Here is a 13769-nt window from a genome sequence, read left to right on the forward strand (position 1 = left end):
AACGGTCCACACTCCCAGACGACACGGTTCTGCGCACGATCTGACCTGTTCGGCTCAATCGCCGTCACCGTGTTGCCGTTCGGGGCCGTTACGGGACGGCGGGGAACTGGAAGTCCGGGAGTTCGACCTCGGGGACCTCCACGTCGGGGACCTCCGGTACGAGTTCCACGGGAGTCGCCGGATCGGGCAGCGCCGGCGGGGTGAGCGGAGGCAGCTGCGGGACCTCGACCCCAGGGATCTCGGGCAGTTGCACCCCCGGGACGCTCGGCAGGTTGATCTCCGGGAGCTTGATCTCGGGCAGCTTGATCTCCGGGATCTTGATGTCCGGCAGGGTCACGCCCGCCGGGAGCAGCGCCTTGATCTGCTCCAGGAGGCCGTTGACGAGGTCGTCGATCGGGCCGGCCGGGGCCGCCTTGGACACCGCGCCGGAGCCCGAGTCGACGGCGCTAGCGGGGGCCGCCGCGCCGGTCAGTATGACGACGGCGAGCGCCGAGGGGACGAGGAGGCGGGCGCGGAACGGCTTGGTGCGGTGCATGGGGGGTTCCTTCGCGTGGGGACACGGGGCACGGGGACGGACCCGGACGGGCCGCCCATCACTCACCGTGCGAACACCTCTTACGGAGCGCAACAGGAGCCGGGGCGGCTGGGGTCGCGTACGGGCTTCGCGCACGTGTCCGCAGGCGGCTCACCCGGGGTGGGGAAAACTTCGCGGCGCGCGGGCCGTTTGAGTGAAGCAGCGGAACCAACCTCCTGACCGGGCAGTTGATCAGGGCGCTCCATCAGCGGGCACTCGTGCGACAAAAGGATCAAGATGTTCAAGAAGTTCATGACCGCCGCCGCGGTTTCCGCCGTTGCCGTCGGCGCGGGCGCTGCTGCCGCGGCCCCGGCCATGGCCATCGGCAACGACAACGGGGTCAACACCGTCAACGGCAATGGTGCCCAGCAGATCTACGGCAACCAGAAGACCCACGGCGACCAGAGCCCCCAGCTCAGCCTGGTCCAGGGCTCCCTGAACAAGCCCTGCATCGGCCTGCCGGCGAAGGTCAACGCCCAGTCGCTGATCGCCGCGCTCAACATCGGCGTCCAGGACATCAACGTGCTGTCCAACCCGCAGAACCAGCAGTGCACCGAGAACTCCACCCAGGCCAAGGGCGACGAGCCGCTCTCCCACATCCTGGACAACATCCCGATCCTGTCCGGCAACGGCTCCGTCGGCAGCTGATCTCCGCTCCCCCCGCCCCGCGCGGGGGTCCGGGCCGACGAGCCCGCCCGGTGATGTGACAGGGCCCCGGCAGCGTCCAGCTGCCGGGGCCCCCGCACGTGCCGCGCACGCGGCGGTCAGCCGGTCCAGAAGTCCCACCACCGGGTGAGGACCAGCATCCCGATCACCCCGATGTGCAGGGCGGGCGGGGCCCAGCCGAACTCGGTGAAGAAGACCCGCAGCGGGCCGGGGGCGGGGAGCACGCCCGTACGGACGTTGTGCGCGGTGACCGCCCAGAACATCAGCAGGGTCGCGACCCAGGCCAGGCAGCACCACAGGCAGAGCGCGTTGATCTCGTAGAGCGACTGGACCATCAGCCAGCTGCAGAAGCCCACGCCGAGGACCGCGCCGGCGTTCAGTCCGAGCCAGAACCAGCCGCGGTAGCGGGCGCCCGCCAGCAGGCCCGCGCCGACGCAGACGACGACGGCGTAGGCGACCAGTCCCAGCATGGGGTTGGGGAAGCCGAAGGTCTGTGCCTGCTCGCTCTGCATCACGCTGCCGCAGGAGACCACCGGGTTGAGACTGCAGGCGGGCTTGAAGTCGGGGTCCTCCAGCAGGAGGAACTTGTCCAGGGTGATCACCCAGGACGCCAGCACCCCGGCCCCGCCGGTGACGGCCAGCAGCCACGCCAAGCCCCTCGGGGCCGCGTCCCGTTGGTCCTCGTGGCCGCTGCGGGGCCGACTCTGTTGGCGCGGGACGTCCACTGTATTCGTTGCCATGTGGCCCATAGTCCCCCGCTTCCACCCAGAGCGGGTCCAACCATGCCCAGCCGTACGCAAGTTGACCTGAAGGTGTGGCGGGAACCGCCGATGCTTCCCGGACGTTTTACCGAACCCCGGACGTGATGTCAGAGCCAGGGGTTACGTTGAGCTTCCGCGAAGTGACAAGCTGCGACGGCCTGGAGACCCACCTTGAGCGATCCGTACGAGACAACCGAGGCGCACCTCGACCGACTCCTCGGCCGCGCCCTCAACTCCTTCGACCTGCCCGACCGGCTGGTCGAGCGCCTCGGCACGGCGCTCGCCCACAGCTCTTCGCTCTGCACCACCCACCACAACCCGGCGGCGGGCGTCTGGCGGGAGACGCGCCGGCACACCTATCTGCTGGCCGACGGCGGCTCGGTCTCGCTGTGGGAGCTGTCGTACCGGCTGGAGGGCGACCGGGCCGTGCGGCACGAGGTGTTCGCGGGCAGGGCGGAGACCTGCCTGGCGGTTGCCCGGCTGTTCGGCGAGGCCGCCGCCGGGGCGGTCCCCGATCCGCTGCCGCTCCCGGGTGAGGAGGAGCACGACGACGACCCGGCGGTGCTCGGCTCGCTGTTCGCCGCCCCGGGGCCGCCGGCCCGGCACCGGGAGTACGTGGTGGAGGAGTCCGCCGACCACGCCCGGCGGGTGCTGCGCCGCGCGGAGAACCCGGACCGGCCCGGCGAAGAGGTGGCGGCGCTGCTGCGGTCGGCGTACGGGCACCACATCACGCAGGCGTTCGGCACGCGGCAGTTCCTACCGAACGGGCGGGGCGCGGGCTTCCACCTGTACGAGCACGCCTTCGTGCTGCTGGACGGGACCGAGCTGAGCCTGTGGGAGGTCGAGCACACGGCGACGCCCGACGGGCGGCACATGTGCGAGGTGTACGAGAACGAGGCCGCCGCGCGCGGGGCGATGGAGCTGCGCGCCCGCGTCGGCTGAGCCCCCTCCCCACCCCCGGCCGCGTCAGGGCGTCCCGGGTTCGGCGAACCGGTCCCGGCAGCCGGTCCGCGGCCCGCGCCGTGGGCCAGGCCGGAGCAGAGGGCGCCGGGTCCGTCGGCCGCCGGCGATCAGGAAGCCGGCCAGGGCGGCTGCGCCCGAGCCCACCGTTTCGCGGGCGGCCAAAGAAAAGCGGACATGCCCGCCCCTGGTGGGCGGGCATGTCCGTGGAAGAAGGCGAGGCCGGGGGCCTGGGCGGACACGACCTAGAGGGCGGGCACCTTCTCCGGGGTGCTGCCCGTGTGTTCGGCGGCGCCTTCGCGCTCCTCCATCGGGATCGCCTTGCGCGGCAGCATGAACATCACCACGGAGATCACGACCAGCACGCCCACGACCCACCAGAGCGCGCCGCGGAAGGCCTCGACGTAGGGGGAGCCGAAGGCCATGTCGTCCTCGATCAGCCCGAAGAAGACGACGGAGGTCAGGGCGAGGCCCAGCGCGTTGCCCATCTGGCCGGTGGTGTTGATCAGGCCGGAGGCCGAGCCCGCGTCACGGCGCGGCACCTCGGACAGCGTGGTGTCGTTGAGCGGAGCGACGATCAGGCCCATGCCGACGCCCATGAGGACCAGCGGGGCGGCCATCTGCCAGGAGGCTATCTCCATGCCGTAGTGCTCGGACTCCCAGATGTAGAGGATCAGGCCGGCGGCCATGACCAGGGCGCCCGCCTGGAGGACCTTGCGGCCGAAGCGCGGGACGAGCTTCTCGACCGAGAGGCCCGCGGCCACGGAGACGGCGATGGAGAAGGGAATGCCGGTGGTGCCCGCGCGCAGGGCGCTCCAGCCGAGGCCCATCTGCATGTAGAGCGTCCAGACCAGGAAGAAGATGCCGGTCGCGATGCCGAACGTCAGCTGGACCGCGATGCCGCCGGCGAAGCTCTTGACCTTGAAGAGGGAGAGTTCGACGAGCGGGGAGCCGTCCTTCTTGATCTTGTACTTCTCGTACGCGATGAACGCGGCGAAGACGAACGGCGACGCGATCATGCAGACGAAGCCCCACAGCGGCCAGCCGTTCTCCCGGCCCTGGGTGAGCGGGAAGATCAGCATGACGAGGGCGAGCGTCGCGAGGACGACGCCGACCAGGTCCAGCCGCAGGGCCTGGGGGGCCTTGGACTCGCTGATGAACTTGCAGCCCAGGATCACGCCCGCGATGCCGACGGGCAGGTTGATCAGGAAGATCGGGCGCCATTCGAGGCCGAAGAGGTTCCACTCGGTGAGCAGCGCGCCGAGCATGGGGCCGGAGACGGCGCCGAGGCCCACGATCGCGCCGAACATCCCGAAGACCTTGCCGCGCTCCTGGGGCGGGAAGGTGACGTGGATGATGGCCAGTACCTGCGGCACCATCATGGCGGCCATGGCGCCCTGGAGGATGCGGGAGGCGACGAGCATGGCCGGGTCGGCCGCGATTCCGCAGAGCAGCGAGGCGGCGGTGAAGCCGGATATGCCGATGAGGAAGAGGCGCTTGCGCCCGTAGATGTCACCGAGACGGCCGCCGGTGATGAGACCCGCGGCGAAGGCGAGCGCGTAGCCGGCGGTGATCCACTGGATCGCGCTGGTGGAGGCGCCGAAGTTCTGGCGCATGGTGGGGATCGCGATGTTGACGATCGTGACGTCGACCAGGTCCATGAAGGCCGCGGTCATCACGATGGCGAGCGCCAGCCAGCGGCGGCGGTCGGGGGGTGAGCTGGGTGCGTCGTGGGCTACGTCGTTCCGCTCTTCTTGTACGGGCCCGTTCTCTCTTTCGGGCGATGTCTTGGACGTCTCGGTGGTCATGAGGAGAAACCTAGACGGGATGTAGGTCAGTGAGTGTCCTATTTCGCTGGCAACCTGGATCACATGACCGACACACCGGCACGGCTGCTGTCCCTGCTGTCCCTCCTCCAGACCCCGCGCGAGTGGCCCGGGAGCGAGTTGGCGGAGCGGCTGCGGGTGAGCTCGCGGACCATCCGGCGCGACATCGAGCGGCTGCGGGAGCTCGGCTACCCGGTGGAGGCCACGCTCGGCGCCGAGGGCGGCTACCGCCTGGTGGCGGGTGCGGCGATGCCGCCGCTGCTGCTCGACGACGAGGAGGCCGTCGCGATCGCGGTGGGGCTGCGGGCGGGTGCCGGGCACGCGATCGAGGGGGTCGAAGAGGCCTCCGTACGGGCCCTGGCGAAGCTGGAGCAGGTCCTTCCGTCGCGGCTGCGGTACCGGGTGGGGGCGCTGCAGTCGGCCACGATCGCGCTGACGCGCGGGGACGGGGCCAGCGTGGACCCCCGGACGCTGACGACGATGGCGTCGGCGGTGGCGGGACCGGAGCGGCTGCGGTTCGCCTATCGGGCGCGCGACGGGGCCGAGTCGCGGCGGCTGGTGGAGCCGTACCGGCTCGTCAGTACCGGCAGCCGGTGGTACCTGGTCGCCTACGACATGGAGCGGGAGGACTGGCGGACCTTCCGGGTGGACCGGGTGGCCGAGGCGTTCGCGACGGGCGCCCGGTTCGCGCCGCGGGAGCTGCCGATGGACGCGCAGGAGTTCGTACGGCGGGGGCTCGGCTCGCACGGCACGCAGGCGTACGCGGTGGAGGTCGCCTTCGAGGCGGGGGCCGCGGAGCTGCCGGAGTGGCTGCGGGCGGACGCCGTGCCGGGCGGGAGGACGCCGACCGTGGTCCGTTTCGACAGCAGGGACGCGCCGGAGTGGCTGGCGGCCCGACTGGCCCTGACGGGCCTGGCCTTCACGGTGCGGGAGCCGAGATCCCTGGCGGAGGCGGCCCGCACTCTGGGGGCACGGCTGAGCGGGGCCGGCTCCCTCGCGGGGGCGGACGGGTAGCGGGACGTGCAGTGGCGGGCCGGGCCACCGGGCAGGGGGAGCCCCGGCGCCTGGGGGGGATAGGCACCGGGGCTCGTACAGGGGGCTCGACGGCGGGTGGCTAGGCGACCGCGTCGAAGCCGGTGTCGCGCGCCATCCGCTTCAGCTCCAGCAGGGCGTGCTTCTCGATCTGGCGGATCCGCTCGCGGGTCAGGCCGTGCTGCTTGCCGACCTCCGTCAGGGTCCGCTCGCGGCCGTCGTCGATCCCGTACCGCATCTTGATGATCGACGCGGTGCGCTGGTCGAGCTTGCCGAGCAGGTCCTCCAGCTCCTCGCTGCGCAGCAGCGAGAGCACGGACTGCTCGGGGGAGATCGCCGAGGTGTCCTCCAGGAGGTCGCCGAACTGCGTGTCGCCCTCGTCGTCCACCGACATGTTCAGGCTGACCGGGTCTCGCGCCCAGTCCAGTACGTCGCCGACGCGCTTCTCCGTCGAGTCCAGCTCGGCGGCGATCTCGGCGTGCTCCGGCTCGCGGCCGTTCTCGCGGTTGAACTCGCGCTGGACCCGGCGGATCCGGCCGAGCTCCTCGACGAGGTGGACGGGGAGGCGGATGGTGCGCGACTGGTCGGCGATGGACCGGGTGATCGCCTGGCGGATCCACCACGTGGCGTACGTGGAGAACTTGAAGCCCTTGGTGTAGTCGAACTTCTCCACGGCGCGGACCAGGCCGGCGTTGCCCTCCTGGATCAGGTCGAGGAGGGGCAGGCCGCTGCGCGGATAGCGCCGGGCGACGGCGACGACGAGGCGGAGGTTGGAGCGGATGAAGACTTCCTTGGCCCGCTCCCCTTCGGCGGCCAGCGCCTCCAGTTCCTCGCGGGTGGGGGTGTCCCCGTCGCGCTCTGCCGCGCCTTCGAGGATCTGCTGGGCGTAGACACCGGCCTCGATGATCTGGGAGAGCTCCACTTCCTTGGCGGCGTCGAGGAGCGGGGTGCGCGCGATCTCGTCCAGGTACATGCCGACCAGGTCGCGGTCTGCGATCTCCCCGCCCACAGCGCGTGCGCTGCTCGTGGACTGACGGCGGGCGACGGCGCGGGTTGCCATGCGTGCTCCCTTGCGATGAGTTCGGTCGCGGTGCGGCTGCCGGACGGCCACCGGTGGTGCGGTGGTGCGCCCTCGGACACTCTCCCGAGTGCCCGCTTCCGAAGGAAACAACGACTGGAAACGGGACAGAATTCCCACGCTGGTCCCTCTTTTTCGAGATCTTGCAGTATGCTGCCCCGCCACGAGACGGGGTCGTATACCGCGGGTCCTCGAAGAGGTGCAGGTCAGACCCGGAACGGGGGCCGATCCGACGCCACGTCCCGGACTCGTGCGACCACCAGTCCGTGAGACAGCCGTCACGCTCGGCGCACCGCGTTCGCTCCGGAACAGCACCGTTCCCGACTGCACTCCCACCCTGAAGACGACCCCCACCGGCTTCCGGTTGCCTGGACTGACGATCGAGTGCCCGAATACCCCGGAACCGGCTTTTTACGCCCCCAACCGCGCGGAGTCGGCCACCCGCCCGGGTGACACGCGCGCATATCCCGGTGGCACAAGACACCATTTCCGTAGCGTCCGGGCGTCGCTTGTGCCGCCCGGTCGGCGACGCACACACTGATGAGGAGGTGCTGAACCATGACCGCTCTCGCCCACGCGACGCAGGAGGCTGTGATGTCGAAGGCGACTTCCCCGTCGGACCTCGACGACGCCCTGTGGCAGGCGTGGAAGGCCATCGAACTCCCCGAGGGCTACCACGCCGAGATCGTCGAGGGGTTCATCGAGGTGTCACCCACGGGGCGCTACGCACACAGCCGGATCGTCAATCGCCTGCGGGACCGGCTCGTCCTCCACCTCGCCCAGAGCGAGTTCGCCGCCTGGCAGGACACGAACGTCATCCGCCGTCGCAAGGTCTGGATCCCGGACCTCTTCGTGGCGCGGGAGGACGCCGAGGAGCACGTCACCGAGGACGGGCTGGGCATCGACGCGTCCGCCGTCCGGCTGATCGTCGAGGTCGTCTCCCCCGGCAGCGACGGCATCACCCGCGACCGCACCCGCAAGCGGCGCGAATACGCCCGGGCCGGCATTCCCGTCTACGTGCTCATCGACGACTTCGACGAGGGCGGCACCATCACCGTACTGTCCTCTCCCGACCCGGAAGCGGCCGTTTACGCCGACGAGGTCCGGGCCGCATACCGGGCGGGCGTGACCCTCTCCGACGGGCCGGCCAAGGGGTTCACCATCGGGGAGGAGATCACCGGACCGGGCCGGGCGGACTAGCCGAACTGGAGGCTGCGCTTCGAGAGGCCCATCCAGAAGCCTTCCACCGGGTCGCGGCGGGTCGTGAGGTCGCCGGCGGCTTCGGCCGCGCCGAGGGTGACGAAGAGCGGGGCGAAGTGTTCCGTACGGGGATGGGCCAGGCGGCCGGAGGGGGACTTGGCCTCGAAGTCGAGCAGCGAGTCCAGGTCGCCGGCGGCCAGTGCCTCGCGGCCCCACGCGTCGAACTCCGCGGACCAGGCGGGGACGCCCGGGCCGGTGTGGCGCAGTGCGGCCAGGTTGTGGGTGAAGAAGCCGCTGCCGACGATGAGGACGCCCTCGTCGCGCAGGGGTGCCAGCTTGCGGCCGAGGTCCATCAGGCGGCGCGGGTCCAGCGTCGGCATGGATATCTGGAGGACCGGTATGTCGGCCTCCGGGAACATCTCCACGAGCGGGACGTACGCGCCGTGGTCCAGGCCGCGGTCCGGGATGTCCTGGACCGGGGTGCCGGGGGCCCGGAGCAGCGCCCGGACCGAGGCGGCGAGCCGCGGGGCGCCCGGGGCGTCGTAGCGGACCCGGTAGTAGTGCTCGGGGAAGCCCCAGAAGTCGTAGACCAGCGGGGCGGGTTCGGTGGCACCGAGGGCCAGGGGGGCCTCCTCCCAGTGGGCGGAGACCATGAGGACCGCCGTGGGGCGGGGCAGCTGCGCCGACCAGGCGGCCAGCTCGCCCGGCCAGAGCGGGTCGTCCGCGAGCGGCGGCGCCCCGTGGCTGAGGTACAGCGCCGGCATGCGCGTCCCTCCGGTGGCCGTGGGGGCCTGGGGTGCGGGGGCCGGGGTCATGGGGCGCTCCTCCGTCGTCGTACAGGGCTGCCTCGAAAAGACTAACCCCGCTTGGTTCAAATTTGAACCAAGCGGGGTGTCCAGTCATTCCCGCGGGCCAGCGGCCGGGGCTCAGGGGCTCAGTGGGCGATCACCGGGACCTTGAACCCGGCGTCCTCGGCGGAGCCGGACCCGGAGGCCACCGGGTCGCCCGCACCCGGACGGCCGGTGTTGATCAGCGTCAGGGCGATGGCCGCGCTGGCGGCCAGGATGCCGACCGCCCACCAGATGGCGGAGGCGTAGCCCTCGACCATGGCCTGCGCCTGCACCAGCTGGGCCGCGGCGCCGCCGCCGGCGGCCTCGGCGGCGTGGTCGGTCAGGTACGCCGTGGTGGCCGATGCGGCGATGGTGTTCAGCAGCGCCGTACCGATGGCGCCGCCGACCTGCTGCGAGGTGTTGACCATGGCGGAGGCGACACCGGCGTCGGCCGGGTTCACCCCGTGCGTGGACAGGGACATGGCCGGCATGAAGGCCGTGCCCATGCCGAGGCCGAGCAGCAGCTGCGCCGGCAGGATCAGCGCCGGGTACGAGGAGCCGACCTCCAGCTGGGTCAGCAGCAGCATGCCGGCTGCGGCGACCAGGAAGCCCGGGCCCATCAGCAGGCGCGGTGCGACGCGGGTCATCAGGCGGGCGCCGATCTGGGTGGAGCCCAGGATCATGCCCGCGATCATCGGCAGGAAGGCGAAGCCGGTCTTGACGGGCGAGAAGCCCTTGACGACCTGCAGGTAGTAGGTGAGGAAGAGGAACAGGCCGAACATGGCGATGACGGCCAGGCCGAGCGAGAGGTAGACACCGCCGCGGTTGCGCTCCAGCAGGACGCGCAGCGGCAGCAACGGGGACTGCACCTTGGACTCGACGAGGACGAACGCCGCCAGCAGGACCGCCGAGGCGACGAACATGACCACGGTGACCGCGTCCGACCAGCCCGCCGACTCGGCGCGGGTGAAGCCGTACACGAGGGCCACGAGACCGGCGGTGGACAGGACCACACCGGGGATGTCCAGCGGGGCGCTGTTGCGGGAGCCTGCGGGCTCGCGGATGACCATCCAGGCACCCACGGCCGCGACGATCGCGAACGGGATGTTGACGAAGAAGGTCCAGCGCCAATTGAGGTACTCGGTGAGGACGCCGCCGAGGATCAGGCCGACGGCGCCGCCGCCGCCCGCGATCGCGCCGTAGATGCCGAAGGCCTTCGCGCGCTCCTTGGCGTCGGTGAACATCACCGCGAGCAGGGAGAGGGCCGCCGGTGCGAGGAGCGCGCCGAAGGCGCCCTGCAGGGCGCGGGCGCCGAGCATCATGGCCTCGCCGTTCGCGGCGCCGCCGAGCGCGGAGGCCAGGGCGAAGCCGATGAGACCGACGACGAAGGCGTTCTTGCGGCCCCACTTGTCGGCGATGCGGCCGCCGAAGAGGAGCAGTCCGCCGAAGGCCAGCGCGTACGCGGTGATGACCCACTGGCGGTTGCCGTCGGAGATGCCGAGGTCGGTCTGGGCGGAGGGGAGGGCGATGTTCACGATGGTCGCGTCGAGGACGACCATCAGCTGGGCCAGGGCTATGAAGACGAGCGCCTTCCAGCGGCTGGGATCGGCAGCCGACGGGGGTGTCGCGGCTGTTTTCGGCATGGGGATACCCACTTCACTGTGCGGAATGACTGAAAAAGGCTAGTTCGTAAGCTTTGGCGATGTCACAGGGTTTTTCAGCGTCAGGTCTTCCAAAGTGGCCGCCGAACCGGGGAGTTCGGAGTGGGCCGGGGCCCGCAGCCCGTCGAGGAAGAGCTGGAGATGGCGGTGGGCGAAGGTGTCGGTGTCGAAGCAGGCGGTGCCCGGGAGGGGGCGGCTGAGCTGGGACAGGGCGACCATCAGGTCGCCGGCGCCGATGTCCGCGCGGACCAGTCCGGCCTCCTGGCCGGCGGCCAGCAGGGTCCCGACGGCCGCCGCCAAGGCGGTGCGCGCCGCGAGGAGTTCGGGGTGGTCGCGGTCGAAGCCGTCGGCGAGCATCGGGCACAGGGCGCCGATCCGCTCGTCGGCGGCGGTGTGCGTGAACCGGCACAGCGCGGCGAAGGCGTCGGGCTCCTCGGCGAGGGAGGCCTCGGCCGAGGCCGTGACCCGCTCCGTGGTGAAGAGCACGACGTGGTGGACGAGGGTGTCGCGGTCGGGGAAGTGCCGGTAGAGGGTGGCGTTGCCGATGCCCGCCCGGCGGGCCACCTCGTCGAGGGGGGCCGCCGAGCCGAATTCGACGAAGGCCTCGCGGGCCGCCGCCAGGATCCGCTCGCGGTTGCGGACGGCGTCCGCGCGCGGTCGCGGAACGGCGCCCTCGCGGGAGGCGCGGGAGCGGTCGGCCTCCGGGACCGCCGGACCCGCGGCCGCCTTCGGGGCGGGCGGGGCCGCCACGGCGGTCGTGGTGGTGCGCTTCATCGCGGGGCCTTTCCGGGGCGGTGACGAACGGATCGGACGGGCGGGCCGACTCGCCAAACGGGGAGCCGCTCCCCGCTTGGCGGGACTCACGTACAAACGGGGAACGGCTCCCCGGCTATTTCACCCTTCCGTGTGAGCCGGGTCACGCTGCCGAGGGCCGCCCCTCACCGTTTGGCCTCTTCCGACGCGCGGGCGCGGCGCGCCCGGCGGAGGGTGAGCGCACAGGGCGCAGACCGGAGAGGGCCGGCTGCCGCGGACCCGAAGGCGATCTCCATGACGCAGACCCGCCACCGGATACGCAGACCACGCCTCACCGGCGCGTACATCGGCCTGACCGCGCTGGCGATCGGCGTCAGCGCGACCGCGAGCACGGGGACATCCGGCCGGGGCCAGTCCGCGGCCGGACCGGTGGCCACGACCGTCGAATCGGCTCTCGCGCCCTGCCGGATCGCCGGGACGATGGGCGTGCAGATGTCCGAGGGCATGCCGACCCCGCCCGGGTACTCGCGCTCGACGGGTGAGGTCCGGGCACTGAACCTGATGATCGACTTCCCCGACGCCAAGGGCGAGGGCACGGCCCTGGACCGGCTGGCGGAGTTCTTCCCCCAGACCTCCGACTGGTTCCGCACCAGCTCCTACGGCCGGCTGGCCTACCGGGCCGAGGCTCCGATAAGGACCTGGCTGCGGATGCCGATGCCCTTCGCGGCGTACGGGATCGAGCGCGGGTCCTCGTACGAGCCGGGCTACCGGCAGCTCGTCGAGCACATCGCGAAGGCCGCCGACGCCGAGGTGGACTTCAGCCGGTACGACCTGATCAACATCCTGGTCACGCCGAACGCCGGGCCCTCCGCCCTGGACACCGTCCTGTCGGTGACCTTCTCGGGCAACGGCGAGGCGCCGACTGCGGACGGGGTCCCGCTGTCCAACACGTCCTTCGTCTACAGCCGGCAGGACGACGGGTCCGGGACCTACCGGGAGACCGGCTACCGGGTGCTCCCGCACGAGAACGGGCACGTCTTCGGGCTCCCCGACCTCTACACCTCCGACGGCGGGAACACGGTGGGGCACTGGGACATCATGAGCGAGGACTGGGGTGCCAACAACGACCTGATGGGCTGGCACAAGTGGAAGCTGGGCTGGCTGGACGGCACGCAGATCTCCTGCGCGTCGAAGTCGGGCACCAGCGACCACGTCCTGACGCCGCTGGCGGTGGAGGGCGGCATGAAGCTGGCCTTCGTGCCGCTGTCGGAGAGCGTCGGGTACGCCGTGGAGGTGCGGACCCGGGCCGGCAATGACGAGGCCGTCTGCCGGTCCGGCGTCCTCATCTACAAGGTGGACTCCGACGTGGACACCGGGAACGGGCCGGTGACCGTCTCGGACAGCTCGGACGCGAGCGGCGGCTGCACCCGCCGGCCCAATGTGCACGCCGAGCTGTCGGACGCGCCGTTCCGGCCGGGTGAGACCTTCACCGACGAGAAGGCCGGCATCAGCATCTCCGTGGTGGGCGAACTGCGCGACGGCAGCTACCGGATCCGCGTCACCCGCCCGTAACGCCCCTGCGGGCGGGTACGGATCGCGCTCCGGAGCCGGGGCCACGCTCGGCGTGGCCCCGGCTCCTCCGCATGCCCGCGCCGGAAGACGCATGGTGCGTGCAACTAAGCTTTGGCTAAAGCCGGTTCGTGCACGCTGGTTAAATTCCGGACGCCTGGCGGCGATATGACCGCTATGCGGACATTCTCCCGGAATCGACATTGGTAGCTTCCCCATAAGCGATCGTCGGAGGGGGGCCGGCCATCCGAGTCGTACGGCGGACGCTCCTCCTGACCCGCATCACTTACGGGACGTTCATGAGGAGTGACCACCCCATGTCGATGAAGACCACCCTGCGCATCACCCTGGCCACCGCGACCACCTTCGCGGCGCTGGGCGTCGCCGCCCCGCAGGCCGCCGTGGCCGACACCCCCGGGCGCCACTTCACCGTCGCCGCCCAGGCCCCGGCCTCGACCCAGAGCCTCGTGGCGGCGAACCGGCAGGCGGCCGCCGCGGGGGCCACCGCCTGCGGCGCCGGCTACACGCAGATCCTCCTGGCGGAGCGCCTGCCGAGCGCCACCACCCGCTACGCCACGGTGTACGTCTACACCAACGGCAAGGAGACCGGCCCGCAGATCTACGACCAGCCGACCTGTGCCGTGCTGCACAACGAGACCGGCTCGGCCCAGTACATGGGCGTCCGTCTGAAGGACAACTACACCTCCACCCCTGACACCCAGGACTTCGGCACCTACACGTCCTACGCCGGCCCCGTCTACCAGAACCGCGGCTATTGCGGCCACGTGTACTCGTACATGAAGAAGTCCGGCAAGGTCGTCGTCGACCACATGCGCGTCGTCGGCTCCTGCAACTGACC

Annotated in this window: 13 protein-coding genes; 6 read left to right on the plus strand and 7 right to left on the minus strand. The window is 71.1% G+C overall.

The window, feature by feature from the left end; all coding sequences use genetic code 11:
* Positions 1-88 precede the first annotated feature (88 nt).
* Positions 89-535, minus strand: coding sequence for a hypothetical protein (locus AB0F82_RS10560; RefSeq protein ID WP_362625565.1), 447 nt, complete (start codon positions 533-535; stop codon positions 89-91).
* Positions 536-811: 276 nt separating this feature from the next.
* Between AB0F82_RS10560 and AB0F82_RS10565 the strand changes: the two genes are divergently transcribed.
* A complete protein-coding gene (locus tag AB0F82_RS10565) occupies positions 812-1222 on the plus strand; it encodes a rodlin (protein ID WP_362625567.1) in 411 nt (136 codons plus the stop codon).
* Positions 1223-1338: 116 nt separating this feature from the next.
* On the opposite strand, the gene AB0F82_RS10570 is transcribed toward AB0F82_RS10565, so the two are convergent.
* Entirely contained in the window at positions 1339-1980 is a 642-nt protein-coding gene (locus tag AB0F82_RS10570) for a vitamin K epoxide reductase family protein (protein ID WP_436842067.1), read from the minus strand.
* Between the two features lie 192 nt (positions 1981-2172).
* On the opposite strand from AB0F82_RS10570, the gene AB0F82_RS10575 reads away from it, so the two are divergent.
* Positions 2173-2943 (plus strand): DUF6227 family protein, encoded by a 771-nt coding sequence (locus AB0F82_RS10575; RefSeq protein ID WP_362625571.1) that lies wholly within the window; start codon positions 2173-2175, stop codon positions 2941-2943.
* Positions 2944-3206: 263 nt separating this feature from the next.
* On the opposite strand, the gene AB0F82_RS10580 is transcribed toward AB0F82_RS10575, so the two are convergent.
* The gene (locus AB0F82_RS10580) at positions 3207-4769 is read right to left on the minus strand and encodes an MFS transporter (protein ID WP_362625573.1); all 1563 of its coding nucleotides are present in this window, start codon (positions 4767-4769) and stop codon (positions 3207-3209) included.
* A 63-nt stretch (positions 4770-4832) separates the two neighbouring features.
* Between AB0F82_RS10580 and AB0F82_RS10585 the strand changes: the two genes are divergently transcribed.
* Positions 4833-5801 (plus strand): helix-turn-helix transcriptional regulator, encoded by a 969-nt coding sequence (locus tag AB0F82_RS10585; protein ID WP_362625575.1) that lies wholly within the window; start codon positions 4833-4835, stop codon positions 5799-5801.
* A 100-nt stretch (positions 5802-5901) separates the two neighbouring features.
* On the opposite strand, the gene AB0F82_RS10590 is transcribed toward AB0F82_RS10585, so the two are convergent.
* Positions 5902-6879 (minus strand): sigma-70 family RNA polymerase sigma factor, encoded by a 978-nt coding sequence (locus AB0F82_RS10590; protein WP_362625577.1) that lies wholly within the window; start codon positions 6877-6879, stop codon positions 5902-5904.
* A gap of 576 nt (positions 6880-7455) precedes the next feature.
* Between AB0F82_RS10590 and AB0F82_RS10595 the strand changes: the two genes are divergently transcribed.
* Positions 7456-8097 (plus strand): Uma2 family endonuclease, encoded by a 642-nt coding sequence (locus AB0F82_RS10595; protein WP_362625579.1) that lies wholly within the window; start codon positions 7456-7458, stop codon positions 8095-8097.
* Here the strand turns inward: AB0F82_RS10595 and AB0F82_RS10600 are convergent.
* From AB0F82_RS10600 to AB0F82_RS10610, 3 genes are all read right to left on the minus strand, one after another.
* The gene (locus AB0F82_RS10600; RefSeq protein WP_362625581.1) at positions 8094-8912 is read right to left on the minus strand and encodes a dioxygenase family protein; all 819 of its coding nucleotides are present in this window, start codon (positions 8910-8912) and stop codon (positions 8094-8096) included. The genes AB0F82_RS10595 and AB0F82_RS10600 overlap by 4 nt on opposite strands.
* Before the next feature lie 119 nt (positions 8913-9031).
* On the minus strand, positions 9032-10570 hold the full coding sequence (locus AB0F82_RS10605) for an MFS transporter (RefSeq protein WP_362625583.1): 1539 nt from the start codon (positions 10568-10570) through the stop codon (positions 9032-9034).
* 39 nt (positions 10571-10609) lie between these two features.
* The gene (locus tag AB0F82_RS10610) at positions 10610-11362 is read right to left on the minus strand and encodes a TetR/AcrR family transcriptional regulator (protein ID WP_362625585.1); all 753 of its coding nucleotides are present in this window, start codon (positions 11360-11362) and stop codon (positions 10610-10612) included.
* Between the two features lie 273 nt (positions 11363-11635).
* On the opposite strand from AB0F82_RS10610, the gene AB0F82_RS10615 reads away from it, so the two are divergent.
* Entirely contained in the window at positions 11636-12913 is a 1278-nt protein-coding gene (locus AB0F82_RS10615; RefSeq protein ID WP_362625587.1) for a M6 family metalloprotease domain-containing protein, read from the plus strand.
* A 314-nt stretch (positions 12914-13227) separates the two neighbouring features.
* On the plus strand, positions 13228-13767 hold the full coding sequence (locus tag AB0F82_RS10620) for a hypothetical protein (RefSeq protein ID WP_356811824.1): 540 nt from the start codon (positions 13228-13230) through the stop codon (positions 13765-13767).
* Positions 13768-13769 lie beyond the last annotated feature (2 nt).

It is taken from the genome of Streptomyces virginiae (genome assembly GCF_040638905.1).
Taxonomy (GTDB): domain Bacteria; phylum Actinomycetota; class Actinomycetes; order Streptomycetales; family Streptomycetaceae; genus Streptomyces; species Streptomyces virginiae_B.

Coding starts and splice junctions, on each gene's coding strand:
- AB0F82_RS10595 (WP_362625579.1), top strand. CDS start 7,456: ATGACCGCTCTCGCCCACGCGACGCAGGAGGCTGTGATGTCGAAGGCG.
- AB0F82_RS10585 (WP_362625575.1), top strand. CDS start 4,833: ATGACCGACACACCGGCACGGCTGCTGTCCCTGCTGTCCCTCCTCCAG.
- AB0F82_RS10605 (WP_362625583.1), bottom strand. CDS start 10,570: ATGCCGAAAACAGCCGCGACACCCCCGTCGGCTGCCGATCCCAGCCGC.
- AB0F82_RS10615 (WP_362625587.1), top strand. CDS start 11,636: ATGACGCAGACCCGCCACCGGATACGCAGACCACGCCTCACCGGCGCG.
- AB0F82_RS10600 (WP_362625581.1), bottom strand. CDS start 8,912: ATGACCCCGGCCCCCGCACCCCAGGCCCCCACGGCCACCGGAGGGACG.
- AB0F82_RS10570 (WP_436842067.1), bottom strand. CDS start 1,980: ATGGCAACGAATACAGTGGACGTCCCGCGCCAACAGAGTCGGCCCCGC.
- AB0F82_RS10560 (WP_362625565.1), bottom strand. CDS start 535: ATGCACCGCACCAAGCCGTTCCGCGCCCGCCTCCTCGTCCCCTCGGCG.
- AB0F82_RS10620 (WP_356811824.1), top strand. CDS start 13,228: ATGTCGATGAAGACCACCCTGCGCATCACCCTGGCCACCGCGACCACC.
- AB0F82_RS10590 (WP_362625577.1), bottom strand. CDS start 6,879: ATGGCAACCCGCGCCGTCGCCCGCCGTCAGTCCACGAGCAGCGCACGC.
- AB0F82_RS10580 (WP_362625573.1), bottom strand. CDS start 4,769: ATGACCACCGAGACGTCCAAGACATCGCCCGAAAGAGAGAACGGGCCC.
- AB0F82_RS10610 (WP_362625585.1), bottom strand. CDS start 11,362: ATGAAGCGCACCACCACGACCGCCGTGGCGGCCCCGCCCGCCCCGAAG.
- AB0F82_RS10565 (WP_362625567.1), top strand. CDS start 812: ATGTTCAAGAAGTTCATGACCGCCGCCGCGGTTTCCGCCGTTGCCGTC.